The organism is Rhizobium sp. Leaf453, from assembly GCF_001425605.1.
Classification (GTDB): Bacteria; Pseudomonadota; Alphaproteobacteria; order Rhizobiales; family Rhizobiaceae; genus Pararhizobium.
Genome location: NZ_LMRG01000003.1, coordinates 157,983 through 172,164 on the forward strand (window position 1 = coordinate 157,983; position 14,182 = coordinate 172,164).

Sequence of the window (14,182 nt, forward strand, 5' to 3'; positions counted from 1 at the left end):
ATGAGGCGCGAGCCTTTAAGGCCACATTATTACGTAAGGGAGGCAATGCCCGTTGTTGTGATCTCCCCCCTTGTGGGGGAGATGTCACGGAGTGACAGAGGGGGGTAAGTTTCTCCGACCTCAAAAGTCCCGTTGCTCCTCTTCAGGCAATCACCTTCTCACCCTGCCGCTGGAAGATGTGCGTCAGGAAACGATCCATCCAGGCGCGCAGCGGCGCGTCGTAGTCCATGCGGCCTTCCAGATGGGCGCGGCCGATCTGGGCGCCGGGGAGGTCGAAGCGGTGGGCGCCGTGGACGACCCAGCGGTGCATCATCACTCGCGTCAGTTCGCCGTGAAACTGGATGCCCCAAGCGTTTTCGCCATAGCGGAAAGCCTGGTTGGGATAGGTGCTGCCGGAGGCGAGCAGTTCGGCGCCCTTTGGCAGGTCGAAACCCTCGCGATGAAACTGGTAGACCATCGAGGGCCATTCCATCAGCGCGCGGCCTTTCTCGGTCGTGTGCAGCGGATACCAGCCGATCTCGGTCATGCCGTCACGATGCGGGGCGACGATGCCGCCGAGATGGCGCACCAGCATTTGCGCGCCGAGACAGATGCCGAGAAACGGCTTGTTTTCGGAGAGCGGCACGGACAGCCAGTCGATCTCGCGGCGAACATACTCCTCGTCGTCATTGGCGCTCATCGGCCCGCCGAAGACGACTGCGCCGGCATGGTTTTCCAATGCTTTCGGCAGGGGATCGCCCAGCACCGGGCGGCGGATATCGAGGCTCAGCCCCTTTTCCAGCAGAAGCTGGCCGACCCGGCCGGGGCTGGAACGCTCCTGATGCAGGACGATCAGGACGGGATTACCGCTCTTGCGGGTACATGCGGTCGTCGAAGAGCATGTCACTGTTCCTGTTCGGCGGTCGTCTCCTCCACGACGTCCAGCTTCGCGGCTACCTCCTGCCGCTTGATGATCCTGTCCCTTCCGGAAACGCCCAGAAGGTCGGCGATGCGCCAGATGACGTGATCCTCCATTTCACTGCGCTTGCCATCGGCATAGACAATCTCCCACAGCATGCCGATCAGGTCTATCCGCTGCTCCTCGGAAAAATGCCGCTTGATGTCGGAGGTGAAGCGGAAATAGTCGATCGCCTGGCTTTCGGCTGCCTCGCCGGCAACAATCAGCGCGTCGAGCGAGGCGTCGTCGAGCTGGTAATGCTCCTTGACCATCGAGCGAATCTTCTTTCGCTCCTTCTCGTGGACCTCGCCATCGGCCTCCATCACCTGGATGCAGAGCGCCGCGATGGCGATGCGCGGATCACCCGGCTCGATGTGAGGTCCATGGCCGGTGAGGCTGTCGAGAAAACTGCGAAATCGTTCAAACATGTGGGTCCGTTAAAATCGGGTTCGGTCTTCAAAACAGTCGGAATGTCGTCTTTTCCAGAGGTTTGGCGCTGTCCTTGCGAACGCCCGGATCATCCGGGGGGCGGCCGAAGAAGGGCTCAACCACGGGTTCGTCCGCCTTTGCCGTCGGCGACTTCGTGGCTGCTTTCGTTGTCTGGGGAACGACGGCCGTTTCGGCTGGTGCCGCAGCCACGGTCGTCTTTTCCTGGGGCTTGGCACTGCGGTCGCGCACGCCCGGATCATCCGGCGGACGGCCGAAGAAAGGCTCGGCAACAGGCTCGTCCATCTTCGTCGATACCGGCTTTGCGGCAGCCTTCACCGTCTGGGGAACGATCACCGATTCGGTCGGAACCGGAACGGCGATCGTCTTCACGGCCGGCTCTTCGGCGACCTTCTCCACCTTCGCCGGTTCGACAGACTTTGCCGGTGTCTCGACAGACTTTGCCGGGGTCTCGACCACCTTTTCAACGCGCTTTTGAACCGGCTCCTCGCGGTGATGGGCAATCGCCACCGGCGGCAGGCTGCGGATGGCTTCGTCGGCAATATCGGCGCTGCCTTCCTCGACGGGGCCTGAAATCTGCGCAACCGGCATCTTCCATTCGAAGGCGTCGAGACGACCGCTGACCGGCGACACCGGCAGCCATTCCGGAGAGGTGATGCCATCGGCGGTCCAGGCCGGATCGCGTGGGCTTTTCAGCGCCTGGTTCATCCAGTGACGTATACGGCCGTCATCGCCGGTATCGGCTTCCTCGATATCGGCCAGCAGCAGGAAGATGCCTTCGCTCGGCTGGATGCGGGCGGCGGCCTCGGCTTTCGCGCGGGCCAGCTGCAGCTCGCGGGCTTCCAGCGCGCTTTCGGCGACGGTGGCGAGTGACACGACATTGTTCGGTTTCAACGCTTCCAGCTTGTGGGCGCGCTTCAATCGGTCAAGCGCCGAATCGCCGCTGCGGGCACGGACATAGGTGCGGGCCACTTCCGGATGCGGGTCGTGCTTCCAGAGCTTTTCGAGGATGGAGGCGGCCTTGCGCAGATTGTCCTCGCGAAACAAAGCCTTGGCGGCGATCAGGCCCGCGGGCACCAGGGTTTCGGAAAGTTTCAACGCCGCCTGCGCATCGTCGCGGGCACCCTTCGGGTCCGATTCCAGCTTTTCGCCGGCGCGGGCGGTCAGCAGCACGGCCTTCTTGCGGTCGGCTTCCTTCTTGTCGATGACATGAGCGGCGCGGCTCTGGTCGATGAGGCGGATGGCTTCATCCCACTGGCCGGACTGGCTGCGATAATCGAGCGCGGCGAGCGTTGCCCAAGGAAGGTGCGGCGCCTTGTCGGCGGCACGCTCGGCGTATTGGCGGGCAGCCTCGTTGGCGCCCAAACGCTTCGCCTCGAGATAGAGGCCGCGCAGGCCGAGTTCCCGGGTTTCGGGATCGTCGGCCATCAGCTCGAATTTCTTGCGGGCGTCGTTGTACTTGCCTTCGATCAGTGCCGTCTGTGCTTCAAGAAGATGGATCAGCGGCTCCTGGTCGGCGCTCAGGAGGCCGCGGGTGCGGGCCGTCATCTTGCGGGCGAGTGCGGAATCACCGGCGCCGGCGGCGATGAGGCCGGTCGACAGCGCCTGATAACCGCGGTCACGCTTGCGAGCGCGGAAATAGCGAGTGATCGAATGCGGCGACAGCCAGACGACGCGGACCAGCCAGACGACGATCAGGATGGCGGCGATCAGCGAGGCCAGAAGCGTCGCGGCCACCATCAGGCTCATCTCGATGCGCTGCCCCTGCCAGATCAGCGACAGTTCACCGGGGCGGTCTGCCAGCCATGCAAAACCAGCACCAAGAGCCAGAACGATGAGGACATAGAACAGAATGCGGATCATGAAATCTTCCTCAGCCCTGATTGGCCGTCATGGCGCCGGAAACGGTGGCGTCGATCAGCCCCTCGACCCGGATGCGCTGGTCAAGCTTCGTCTTGAAATCGGCACCCGCCGCCTTTGCCGGTTCCGGTAGGCCTTCCCACTCCAGGCTTGCGCCCTTCAGATCGCCATTCACCAGCTTGTCCTCGATGCGGGCAACCACGGCTTCCGGGCCTTCGCCTTCGACGCTGCCGACCGGGCGGATGCGGATTGCGGAGGTGGCGCTGTCCATCAGCCGCGAGAAGACGCCCTGATTGGGGTCGCTATGCTGCGTGGCTTCCAGCATGGCATCTGCCACGGCCGGGAAATCGCGGGTGAGATCGGCGCGCGGCGCGACGCCCAGCGTTGCGTCCTTGGCAAGGCCTGTGACGGCCGGATCGTCGGCCGCGATGCTTTTCAGGGCGTCGAGTTCGGCCAGGAACGGGCCACCGCGATCGATTGCCGTCTTCAGCGCCGTCACGGCGATGGCGCGGGCCAGCTGGATGTCACTGGCTGGCTCGTCGATCTTCTTTTCTGCCGCGTCGATGCGGGTCGAAAGTTCGGATTTCGCTGCCTCGGTCGATTGCTGTGCGTCGGCCAGCGCCGATTTCAGGCTGGCGACTTCACCGGTCAGGTTGCTGATTTGAGCCTCCAGACCGGAAACGTCGGCGGCCGTGCCGTTGCCGCCTTCCGCCGCGCTTTTTTCCAACGCTGCGAGACGGGTTTCCAGCGGGCCGAGATCGGCGGTCTGCGACGAGGGTGCGGCCGCCAGCTGGGCCTTGATCGATTCGATATCCGCCGACAGGCTTTGTTCGATGGTGCTGTTATCCGTTGCAGGACCAAGCGCCGGCAGGACGCCGGCATATTGTAGGCCGCCGGCGGCAAGAAGGGCGATCAGGCCGCCGAGAATGCCGGCCGCGAGCGGTCCGGCATTGGACGGGCGCTGATAGGGTGGCGGTGCAGACGCAGCAGGCTGTTCCGTGTAGGTGGTGGCGGCCGGTTCTTCGGCGAAGGCGGCGGCTGCCGCCTCGGCGCGGGCGTCCTCGTCCGCCGGTGCGGTGGCTTCCACGGGGTCTCCGGTTCGCGCGGATTCTTCAACCTCTACAGGCGTTTCGGTGTCCGACGGGCGTGCGTCATCCGCCGCCTCTATCGGGGTCTCGGGCTCAGCCTTCGTGTCGCCGGTCGCGGCATCGGCCGCCGGGGTCGCGTTGGCTTCCAGATCGATCGTCAAAGGTTCCTGTTCGGACTTCGAGCGGCGCGGAGGGTTTTCCGGTCCCATGATGATCTCTTTCCGTTATCGCATGAACTGAAGGCACTCTGTCAGCTTAAACCTAGACACGGACTAGGCATAGGGAAAGCCCCCAAGCGACAATTCCTTGACTGGGTCACGACGCGTTTTGGTCACGAGGCGGCTTGCGGCGGGTTCAGAGAAGCGCGAGTAGGCTCTCTTCACTGGGGGCTGCCGCAACAGCGATCTCGCCTATACCGTCGGGCACGGCATCTGCTATCTGGCTGCTCATGCACAACAGGCGGATATCAAAGTCGGTGAGCATCGCGGGCGTCACGATACGGAAAAAATGCCGCACCGTTTCCTGCGAGTAGAACAGGATGGCATCTGGCCTCAAAGCCAGCTGCGCGCGTATGTCGTCCGGCGTGTGTTCGATCGGCTGCATGCGATAGACTTCCACCACGCGGCAGACGATGCCCGCCTGTTCAAGCGCGGCCTCGAAATGCGGGGAGCGGGGCTGGCCGGCGAGATAGAGGAGCCCGCCTTCTGCCCCTCCTGTGCCGTCCCGGATGATCAGCTCGGCAAGGCTTGCGCCGGTGCCGGCTCCAGCGATGACCGACTGGAATCCGGATTGCCGCGCAATGTCTGCGGTGGCTGAGCCGACACAATAGAGGGGGGTGGCGACGTGCGGCGTCAGGTCGTTCCCGCCCAGAGCGCGGATCGCTTCGGCGCTGGTGGTGGCAATGGCCGTGTGCGGCTGCGCCAGCGCGTCCAGCGCCGCCCGGGGATCACGGATCGCCGCCATCAGCGGCACGAGAATGGCCTTATGCCCCAAGGCTTCCAGTCTTGCCGCCGTTGCCGCCGCTGCCGGTTGTGGGCGGGTGACAAGAACGCGCATGGATCAGGTCCAGCTCGAGAAGAAATCCGGTCCCGCGTCGATGCGGATATCGTTGCCGGCGTGGGCGCCGAGCTGCTCGGCATCGGACGCCTTGCCTTCGCTCGAAACGCGAAACGACTGGCTGCCATCCGGCGTCAGGATCATGCCCGAAAAGCGGATGGTCTCGCCATCGGAGACGGCATAGCCGGCGATCGGCGTGCGGCAGGAGCCATCAAGCGTGCCGAGAAAGGCGCGCTCGCAGGTCACCGCTTCGTGGGTGCGGATGTCGTTGATGGCTTCGAGCAGCGCATTGACCTTCTCGTCGCCGATCCGGCTTTCGATACAGATCGCGCCCTGCGCCGGTGCCGGCGGGAAGATGTCGGGATCGAGCAGCTCGGTCGGCACATCGTCCTTGCCGAGACGCTTCAGGCCGGCAAAGGCGAGCAGGGTGGCATCGACCTGGCCTTCTGCCAGCTTTCGGAGCCTCGTATCGACCAGGCCGCGATAGGTGACGACGTTGATATCGGGCCGCAGCCGCTTGATCAGCGCCTGACGGCGCAGCGACGAGGAACCGATGGTGGCGCCCTCAGGCAGGTCCAGCAGTTTTGCGGCGGTGCGTCCGACGAAGGCGTCGCGTGCATCTTCCCGCGGCAGGTAGGCGGAGAGAAACAGTCCGGTTGGCAGTTTCGTCGGCATGTCCTTGGATGAATGTACGGCGAAATCCAGCCCGCCGGAGGTCAGCATGTCCTCCAGTTCCTGGGTGAAGAGGCCCTTGCCGCCGATCTCCGACAGTGAGCGGTCCGTAATCCGGTCGCCCATGGTGGACAAGACGACGATCTCGAACATTTCGGATGGCAGGCCATGCGCCGCCATCAGGCGGTCCCGCGTTTCATGGGCCTGCGCCAGCGCCAGCGGGCTGCCCCGCGTGCCGATCCGGAAAGGTTTTGTTTGCATCCACTGCGATCCGTTGTTACCGGAGTTCCTGTATCCGCCTTTCCCCGCGACCGCAATATTCGAGTAAACCTGCCCCATGTCCGCCCGCCTGCGCATTCTCGGTATCGAAACAAGCTGCGATGAGACCGCCGCTTCCGTGGTGTTGCGTGAAGAGGACGGCCGGGGCGAGATCCTTGGCGACGTGGTTCTCAGCCAGCTGGAAGAGCACAGCGTTTATGGTGGCGTCGTGCCGGAAATCGCCGCGCGCGCCCATGTCGAGGCACTGGACACGCTGATCGAGGAAGCGCTGTTGCGCGCCGGCGTCACGCTGTCGCAGGTCGATGCGATCGCGGCGACCAGTGGTCCCGGTCTGATCGGCGGATTGCTTGTCGGCTTGATGACCGGCAAGGCGATGGCGCGCGCCAGCGGCAAGCCGCTCTATGCGGTCAACCATCTCGAAGGCCATGCGTTGACGGCGCGGCTGACGGATGGACTGGCCTTTCCCTATCTCATGCTGCTCGTTTCCGGCGGCCATACCCAGCTGATCCTCGTCAAGGATATTGGCGTCTATGAGCGCTGGGGCACGACGATCGACGATGCACTCGGTGAAGCCTTCGACAAGACGGCCAAGCTGCTCGGTCTGCCCTATCCGGGCGGCCCAGCCGTCGAGCGTGCGGCGAAAAGCGGCAATCCGGACCGCTTCTCGTTTCCCCGCCCGCTGGTCGGTGAGGCGCGGCTCGATTTCTCCTTCTCGGGGTTGAAGACGGCCGTCCGGCAGGCGGCGCAGTCGATCGCGCCGGTGACCGAGCAAGACATCGCCGATATCTGCGCCTCGTTCCAGAAGGCGATCTCGCGCACGCTGAAGGATCGCATCGGCCGGGGGCTGGTGCGGTTCAAGGAACAGTTTGCCGGGTCCGTCGAGCATCCTGCGTTGGTCGTTGCCGGCGGTGTCGCGGCAAACCAGGTACTTCGGGCAACGCTGCAGGAACTGTGCGACAAAAACGGTTTCCGCTTCATCGCACCGCCGCTGCAATTGTGCACGGACAACGCCGCGATGATCGCCTGGGCTGGGGCCGAGCGCATGGCGGCGGGCCTGCCGGCGGATGATCTCGATGTCGCGCCACGCTCGCGCTGGCCGCTGGATGCGGATGCCAAGGCCCTGATCGGCTTCGGCAAACGGGGAGCGAAGGCTTGATATGACTGAGATTGCTGATGCGGATCGTATCGTCGTTGTCGGCTCCGGCGCTTTCGGGACGGCGCTGGCGGCCGTTGCCGCCGCATCCGGCAAGGCGCGAGTAACGCTGCTCGCCCGGCGCGAAAGTGTCGTCGAGGATTTCCGGCAGACGGGCCGCAACGACAGCGCGCTGCCGGGTATCGACCTGCCGGAAACGCTTGTCGTCACCGACGATCCGACGGTACTGGAAGGCGCCGGCATCGTGCTGTTCGCCATGCCGTCGCAGGCACAGCGCGAGGCGGCCGTTTCCTTGCGCGGTTTCATCGGCAAGGGCGTGGATGTCGTCATCTGCGCGAAGGGCATGGAGCGCGGCGGCGGTCGGCTGCTGACCGATGTCGTCGGGGAAGAGTTGCATCAGCAGAATGTCGCTGTGCTCTCCGGTCCCGGTTTCGCTGCCGATATCGCCAAGGGCCTGCCGACCGCGATGGTGATCGCCGCCGGCGATATGGAACGCGCATCGCGTCTCGCAGAAGTGCTGTCCGGTGCGACCTTCCGGCTTTATCCCTCTGCGGACCGGATCGGTGTGCAACTCGGTGGCGCGCTCAAGAACGTGCTGGCGATCGCCTGCGGCATTGTCGAGGGCGCCGGTCTCGGCGATTCGGCGCGCGCCGCGTTGATCTCGCGCGGCCTTGCGGAAATGTCGCGCTTCGTTGCGGCGCGCGGGGGTGAGGCAGATACGGTGCGCGGGCTTTCGGGGCTCGGCGATCTCGTGCTGACGGCGACCAGCCACCAGTCGCGCAACCTGCGCTACGGGATCGCGCTCGGCCGCAGCGGCAGCGCCAAGGGCCATAGCGGCGAACTGGTGGAAGGCGCGTTTGCGGCCTCCGTTGCCGCCGATGTTGCCCGCACGCTCGAAATCGACATGCCGATCACCGATGCGGTGGCCGATATCATCGACGGACGAATGGACGTGAAGACGGCGCTGGAACAGCTGATGTCCCGCCCCATCACGCAGGAATAATCATCAGGAGAAAACCATGCTTTTTGCCGTGTTGTGCACCGACAAGCCGAATGCCCTGCAGCTCAGGATGGATACCCGTCCGGAGCATGTCGATTTCCTCAACGATCTCAACGCCAAGGGCGTTCTGACGTTCGCCGGCCCCTTCCTCGACGATGCGGCAAAGCCGAACGGCAGCCTCGTGGTCATCAAGGCCGAAACGATCGAGGAGGCCCGCGCCATCGCGGCCGCAGACCCCTATGCCAAGGTCGGCCTGTTCGCCACTGTCGACATCAAGCCCTGGAACTGGGTCTTCAACAAGCCGGAGGCATGAGGTGGGGTACTGGCTTTACAAGTCCGAGCCGTTCAAGTGGTCTTGGGCAATGCAGAAGGATGCGGGCGAGAAGGGCACCGAGTGGACCGGTGTGCGCAACTATCTGGCGCGCAACAACATGCGGGCCATGCAGATCGGTGACAAGGGCTTCTTCTACCATTCCAATGAGGGCCTCGAGATCGTCGGGATCACCGAGGTCTGCGCGCTCTCGCATCCGGATTCGACCGCTGAAGGCGATCCCAAATGGGACTGCGTCGATATCCGCGCCGTCTGCGACCTGCCGGTGCCGGTCTCGTTAAAGGACATCAAGGCCAATCCGAAGTTCGAAAAGATGGCGCTGGTGACGTCGATGCGGCTCTCGGTACAGCCGGTGACGGAAGACGAGTATCTCGAGATCTGCCGGCTGGGCGGATTGGAGGATCCGCCGCGGTAAAGCGGCTGGAAGCTTCTTATCCGCCCCTCTTTTCATGAAGGCGTCCCCTTCCCCTCATCCCCCTGTTTACGCTATGGCCTTGCGCCATGGACGAACGGGCTTTTGCAATCCTGATGGGCGGCGCAGTGATGCCGACGGAGCGGCTGGCGGCGCAGCTTGATGGCGCGCGCGTCATCGCGGCCGATGGCGGCATGCGCCATGCCGCAACCCTCAGCCTCACCCCCGAACTCTGGGTCGGCGATTTCGATTCCACCCCGGACGCCCTGATCAGTGAATGGCCGAACGTCCACCGCGAGCCTTACCCACCCGCCAAGAACGAAACCGATGGCGAGATCGCGGTTGCGGCAGCGCTGGAGCGCGGCGCGAAACGGCTGATCCTGGCCGGCGCGCTGGGTGGGGAGCGCAGCGACCATGCCTTCATGCACCTGCTCTATGCGGCCAAGCTCGCCGAAGACGGCTTCGACGTGCTGCTCACTTCCGGCGAGGAAGAGGCCTGGCCGCTGCTATCAGGCAGCCGCGCCATCGACCTGCCGAAGGGCAGCCTGTTTTCCATCCTCGGGCTCGACACGCTGACCGGCCTCTGCATTACCGGCGCGCGTTACCCGCTTCATGATTTCCATCTGCCGTTCGGTTCCTCGCGCACGATTTCCAATGTCGCCGAGGGCACCGTCCGCTTCACCCTGTCCTCCGGCCGGGCGCTGATCCTCGCCCGCCCCTTTGATCTTTCGGGAGCCTGATCATGGCGCCGCCCATTTTGAAACTCGACGATATCTTCCTGTCCTTCGGCGGCACGCCGCTGCTTGCCGGCGCCAACATGCAGGTGGAGCCGGGCGACCGCATCTGCCTCGTCGGCCGCAACGGCTCGGGCAAATCGACCCTGATGAAGATGGCGGCGGGCCTGGCCGAGCCGCAATCCGGCGAAATCTTCCGCCATCCCTCCGTGACGCTGCGCTACCTGCACCAGGCGCCGGATTTCGACGGTTTTTCCACCGTGCGCGCCTATGCCGAGGCCGGCCTCGGACCGAGCGACGATCCCTACCGCGTCGCCTATCTGCTCGAACATCTGGGCCTCACCGGCGACGAGGACCCGGCGCAGCTCTCTGGCGGCGAGGCGCGCCGCGCAGCGCTTGCCCGCGTCATGGCGCCGGAGCCGGATATCCTGCTGCTCGATGAGCCGACCAACCATCTCGACCTGCCGACCATCGAATGGCTGGAAGGCGAGCTGGTGAAGAGCCGCTCGGCCCTCGTCGTCATTTCCCACGACCGCCGCTTCCTCGAAAAGGTATCGAACGCCACCGTCTGGCTCGATCGCGGCCTGTCGCGGCGGCTGAACCAGGGCTTTGGTCAGTTCGAGGCCTGGCGCGACCAGATCCTCGAGGCGGAAGAGCTGGAACAGCACAAGCTCGGCAAGGAGATCGAGCGCGAGGAGCACTGGCTGCGCTATGGCGTCACTGCAAGGCGCAAGCGCAACATGCGCCGCCTCGGCGCGCTGCAGGACCTGCGCTCGAAATATCGTGGCCACAAGGGGCCGCAGGGTTCCGTGCAGGCAAGCGCCAGCGACGCGCAGGAGAGCGGCAAGCTGGTGATCGAGGCGGAAAAGATCACCAAGGCCTATGGCGAACGCACGATTGTCTCACCCTTCTCGATGCGCGTCCATCGCGGCGATTGCATCGGCCTTGTCGGCCCGAACGGTGCCGGCAAGACGACGCTGCTCAAGATGCTGACCGGCCAGATCGAGCCGGATTCCGGCACGGTCAAGCTCGGCACAAACCTCGAGATCGCCACGCTCGACCAGCGCCGCGAGGACCTGAACCTCGAGGATACGCTCGCCCATTACCTCACCGACGGGCGCGGCGAAAACCTGCTGGTCAATGGCGAGCAGCGCCATGTCACCGGCTATATGAAGGAATTCCTGTTCCAGCCCGAACAGGCCCGTACCCCGATCAAGAACCTGTCCGGCGGCGAGCGCGCCCGCCTGATGCTCGCCCGCATCCTGTCGCGCCCGACCAACCTCCTGATCCTCGACGAACCGACCAACGACCTCGACATCGAGACGCTGGACCTGCTGCAGGAAATCGTCGCCGGCTTTTCCGGCACCGTCATCCTCGTCAGCCACGACCGCGACTTCCTCGACCGCACCGTCACCTCGACCATCGCGCCCGCCAACCCGGATGCGCCTGACGGCCGCTGGATCGAATATGCCGGCGGCTATTCCGACATGATGGCCCAGAAGAAGGGCGCCGCCGACGAAAAGAAGCGCGCCGAAAAAGCCGAAAAAGCCAGATCCACCGACACCACCACCCAGGCCCCCAAGGCGGCCAAAGGCAAACTCTCCTTCAAACAGAAATTCGCGCTCGAAAACCTGCCGAAAGAGATGGAAAAAGCCGAATCCGAAATCGCCAGACGCGAAAAGGAAATGGCCGACCCCAACCTGTTCACCAAGAACCCTACCCGGTTTTCAACGCTCGCCAGCGAACTGGAAAAGCTGCGGGATTCGGTGACGAAGATGGAAGAGGAATGGCTGGAATTGGAGATGCTGCGGGAGGAATTGGAGGGGTAGAATTGGTGAAGGGAGGTCAGCTTCTCGCCCCCTTCTCGGCCATTAACGTTAGCTCGGTCACTGACTTAAGGCGGACATACCAGCGACACGCAAGCACCATTTGGAGTCGAAGAGAACTACTGCATTAGGCACTGAGCTAAGCGAGTAATTCCACCTCGCCGAGAATATCCTCTGGCCGAAAATTCCTTCGCAAGAATTGCGTCCTCGGCGCTCGCGACGTCGGCAACGAACATCACGCTGGCCAAGGGAGAGTGTCGTCGCGACCGGTCATGTCACTGCCCAAGAACTAGAAAAGAAGAGGCGGCGTGTGCCGCCTGTTCTTGGTCTTATTTCTCGATGCCACGATCCCTAAAGGACTGGTCGATCGCCTTGTCGACCTGTTCGCGTACGCCCTCGATGTTGAAGCTTGCCACCCGTTGGCTGGGCGGATATTTGACGAAGGTCTCGAGGAAAGCCGCCGCCTGGAGCTGGCCCTTCACGAGCAAATAGTCATTCCGAGCAAGAAAATCGTTGTATTGATCGGAAACGATGTCGGCCCGTTCATACGGATCCATCCGCAAATTGAACAGTTTCGGAATGCGCCAGGTGATCAATGGTGTCTGCCAGACGGCGAAGCCTCCCGGCGCGGGCTGCTCGTGAAACACGACCTTCCAGTCGTCGAACCGGGTCGCCACCAAGGCTCCGTCGTCGTCAAAGTAGTAAAAGTCCTTGCGGGCGCTCTTGTCCGTCTTGCCGGTGATGTAGTCGAGCTGGTTATAGCCATCGAGATGGTTTTTAAAACTGACGGTGCTGCCTTCGGGCTTCCAACCGCTCAATAGGCGGCTCTTGATGTCGGGGTCCCCCGCAGCGGCGACAAGCGTCGGGAACCAGTCGAGACCCGAGAAGATCTGGTTGGAAACCTGGTTGGGTTTGATGTGACCGGGCCAGCGAACCATTGCTGGGACACGGAATGCGCCCTCCCAGTTGGTATCTTTCTCTGAACGGAACGGCGTTGTTGCGGCGTCCGGCCATGACCATTGATTTGGACCATTGTCGGTGGTGTAAACGACGATAGTGTTGTCTGCGATCCCAAGCTCGTCTAGCTTCTTCAATAGTTTGCCAACGTCGCCGTCGTGCTCGACCATGCCGTCGGCATAATCGTTGCCGCGCATGCCACTTACGCCTTTCATCGATTCCCGAACGTGGGTGAAGGCGTGCATACGCGTCGTGTTCATCCAGGTGAAGAACGGCTTCTTCGCCTTGGCCTGACGGTCGATGAAGTCGATAGCTGCCGCGGTCGTCTCGTCGTCGATCGTCTCCATGCGTTTCTTGTTCAAAGCCCCAGTGTCCTCGACCTTTCCGTCAGCGGACGCCTTCAAGACCCCGCGCGGCGAATAGGCCTTCAGAAACTCTTCGTCATCTCTAGGCCAGTATGGCGCTTCCGGCTCTTCCTCGGCGTTCAGGTGATAGAGGTTGCCGAAGAATTCGTCGAACCCGTGATTTGTGGGTAGGTACTCGTCCCTGTCTCCAAGGTGGTTCTTGCCGAACTGGCCTGTTGCATAGCCCAGCGTCTTGAGAGCCTGAGCGATCGTAATATCGCCGTCTTGGAGACCCACGGACGCGCCGGGCGCACCAACCTTGCAGAGGCCTGTCCGAAGGCAAGTCTGCCCTGTGATGAAGGTGGATCGTCCCGCCGTGCAACTGTTCTCGGCGTAGTAGTCCGTGAACCTCAGGCCTTCGTTGGCAATGCGGTCGATGTTAGGGGTCATGTAGCCGACAACCCCGTCCGAATAGGCGGAAATGTTCGTCTGGCCAATGTCGTCGCCGAAGATGACAAGGATGTTCGGCTTCACAGCCGCCGCGTCCTGTGCATTTGCGGTCTTGGTGGCGATTGTACCTACAGTCAACGATATCGCTGCGGCAACGGTCGCGCTTAACAGCCTGCGGGAGAGTCTAGTCATGGCCCCCCATCGTGTCGTGTCTAAGGCTCCAGACATTGCAGTCTCCTCTTTCGCGGATCGGATAGACCTGCCTATTGGCAGGTCATGTCGTTGACGCGCTACTCTCGTTTGAAACCACGTAAATGGAAGTACGTTACGGTAACAAGGCAGGAGTTCATTTTAACAGAAGCGTAAATTGCTAACTCACGGCGTTTGCATTTCACACGTCCAAAACCTTCGAACCCAACTCGAATGTCGGTTCGAGGGCAAAGCCTCAGCAGGGGACTGTCTGCAGTCGGCCCCCTCCCACTAAAAAATTCATCCCCATTCATCCCCGCCCCCATCACCTGTGCCACAATCCACTCGTCCCGTCACGGATACACCGGTTTGCGTTGCCGGCGAGGCGGGGTCGGTGCCCGGATGGTCTGGCGGAACGCGCGCCGGATATCCGGGGCCGCGTGAAAG

The 14,182-nt window shown here is 63.1% G+C and carries 13 protein-coding genes; 6 read left to right on the top strand and 7 right to left on the bottom strand.

Annotated elements, in window-relative coordinates:
• Positions 1 to 142: 142 nt before the first annotated feature.
• The 6 genes from ASG68_RS06395 to hemC all read right to left on the bottom strand — a co-directional run bounded on the left by ASG68_RS06395 (position 143) and on the right by hemC (position 6,321).
• The gene (locus ASG68_RS06395; protein WP_062577707.1) at positions 143 to 886 is read right to left on the bottom strand and encodes a glutamine amidotransferase; all 744 of its coding nucleotides are present in this window, start codon (positions 884 to 886) and stop codon (positions 143 to 145) included.
• Positions 883 to 1,365: a TerB family tellurite resistance protein gene (locus ASG68_RS06400; RefSeq protein WP_062577709.1), complete on the bottom strand. Its 483-nt coding sequence runs from the start codon at positions 1,363 to 1,365 to the stop codon at positions 883 to 885. Before ASG68_RS06400 ends, ASG68_RS06395 begins: the two co-directional genes overlap by 4 nt.
• 28 nt (positions 1,366 to 1,393) lie before the next feature.
• Entirely contained in the window at positions 1,394 to 3,247 is a 1,854-nt protein-coding gene (locus tag ASG68_RS06405; RefSeq protein ID WP_082478568.1) for a heme biosynthesis protein HemY, read from the bottom strand.
• A gap of 10 nt (positions 3,248 to 3,257) precedes the next feature.
• On the bottom strand, positions 3,258 to 4,541 hold the full coding sequence (locus ASG68_RS06410; protein WP_062577713.1) for a mitofilin family membrane protein: 1,284 nt from the start codon (positions 4,539 to 4,541) through the stop codon (positions 3,258 to 3,260).
• A 145-nt stretch (positions 4,542 to 4,686) separates the two neighbouring features.
• Positions 4,687 to 5,388, bottom strand: a complete 702-nt coding sequence (locus ASG68_RS06415; RefSeq protein ID WP_062603961.1) for a uroporphyrinogen-III synthase — start codon at positions 5,386 to 5,388, stop codon at positions 4,687 to 4,689.
• Positions 5,389 to 5,391: 3 nt separating this feature from the next.
• Entirely contained in the window at positions 5,392 to 6,321 is a 930-nt protein-coding gene (gene hemC / locus ASG68_RS06420) for a hydroxymethylbilane synthase (protein ID WP_062577717.1), read from the bottom strand.
• Between the two features lie 76 nt (positions 6,322 to 6,397).
• Between hemC and tsaD the strand changes: the two genes are divergently transcribed.
• The 6 genes from tsaD to ASG68_RS06450 all read left to right on the top strand — a co-directional run bounded on the left by tsaD (position 6,398) and on the right by ASG68_RS06450 (position 11,798).
• Positions 6,398 to 7,495: a tRNA (adenosine(37)-N6)-threonylcarbamoyltransferase complex transferase subunit TsaD gene (gene tsaD, locus ASG68_RS06425; RefSeq protein ID WP_062577718.1), complete on the top strand. Its 1,098-nt coding sequence runs from the start codon at positions 6,398 to 6,400 to the stop codon at positions 7,493 to 7,495.
• A 1-nt stretch (position 7,496) separates the two neighbouring features.
• The gene (locus tag ASG68_RS06430; protein ID WP_062577720.1) at positions 7,497 to 8,495 is read left to right on the top strand and encodes an NAD(P)H-dependent glycerol-3-phosphate dehydrogenase; all 999 of its coding nucleotides are present in this window, start codon (positions 7,497 to 7,499) and stop codon (positions 8,493 to 8,495) included.
• 16 nt (positions 8,496 to 8,511) lie between these two features.
• Positions 8,512 to 8,805 (top strand): YciI-like protein, encoded by a 294-nt coding sequence (locus ASG68_RS06435; RefSeq protein WP_062577722.1) that lies wholly within the window; start codon positions 8,512 to 8,514, stop codon positions 8,803 to 8,805.
• Position 8,806: 1 nt separating this feature from the next.
• Positions 8,807 to 9,238, top strand: a complete 432-nt coding sequence (locus tag ASG68_RS06440) for an EVE domain-containing protein (protein ID WP_062577724.1) — start codon at positions 8,807 to 8,809, stop codon at positions 9,236 to 9,238.
• Between the two features lie 86 nt (positions 9,239 to 9,324).
• Positions 9,325 to 9,975, top strand: coding sequence for a thiamine diphosphokinase (locus ASG68_RS06445; RefSeq protein ID WP_062577726.1), 651 nt, complete (start codon positions 9,325 to 9,327; stop codon positions 9,973 to 9,975).
• A 2-nt stretch (positions 9,976 to 9,977) separates the two neighbouring features.
• Positions 9,978 to 11,798 (top strand): ABC-F family ATP-binding cassette domain-containing protein, encoded by a 1,821-nt coding sequence (locus ASG68_RS06450; protein ID WP_062577728.1) that lies wholly within the window; start codon positions 9,978 to 9,980, stop codon positions 11,796 to 11,798.
• Positions 11,799 to 12,124: 326 nt separating this feature from the next.
• Here ASG68_RS06450 and ASG68_RS06455 read toward each other — a convergent pair whose 3' ends face one another.
• Positions 12,125 to 13,774, bottom strand: coding sequence for an arylsulfatase (locus ASG68_RS06455; RefSeq protein ID WP_413813991.1), 1,650 nt, complete (start codon positions 13,772 to 13,774; stop codon positions 12,125 to 12,127).
• Between the last annotated feature and the right edge of the window lie 408 nt (positions 13,775 to 14,182).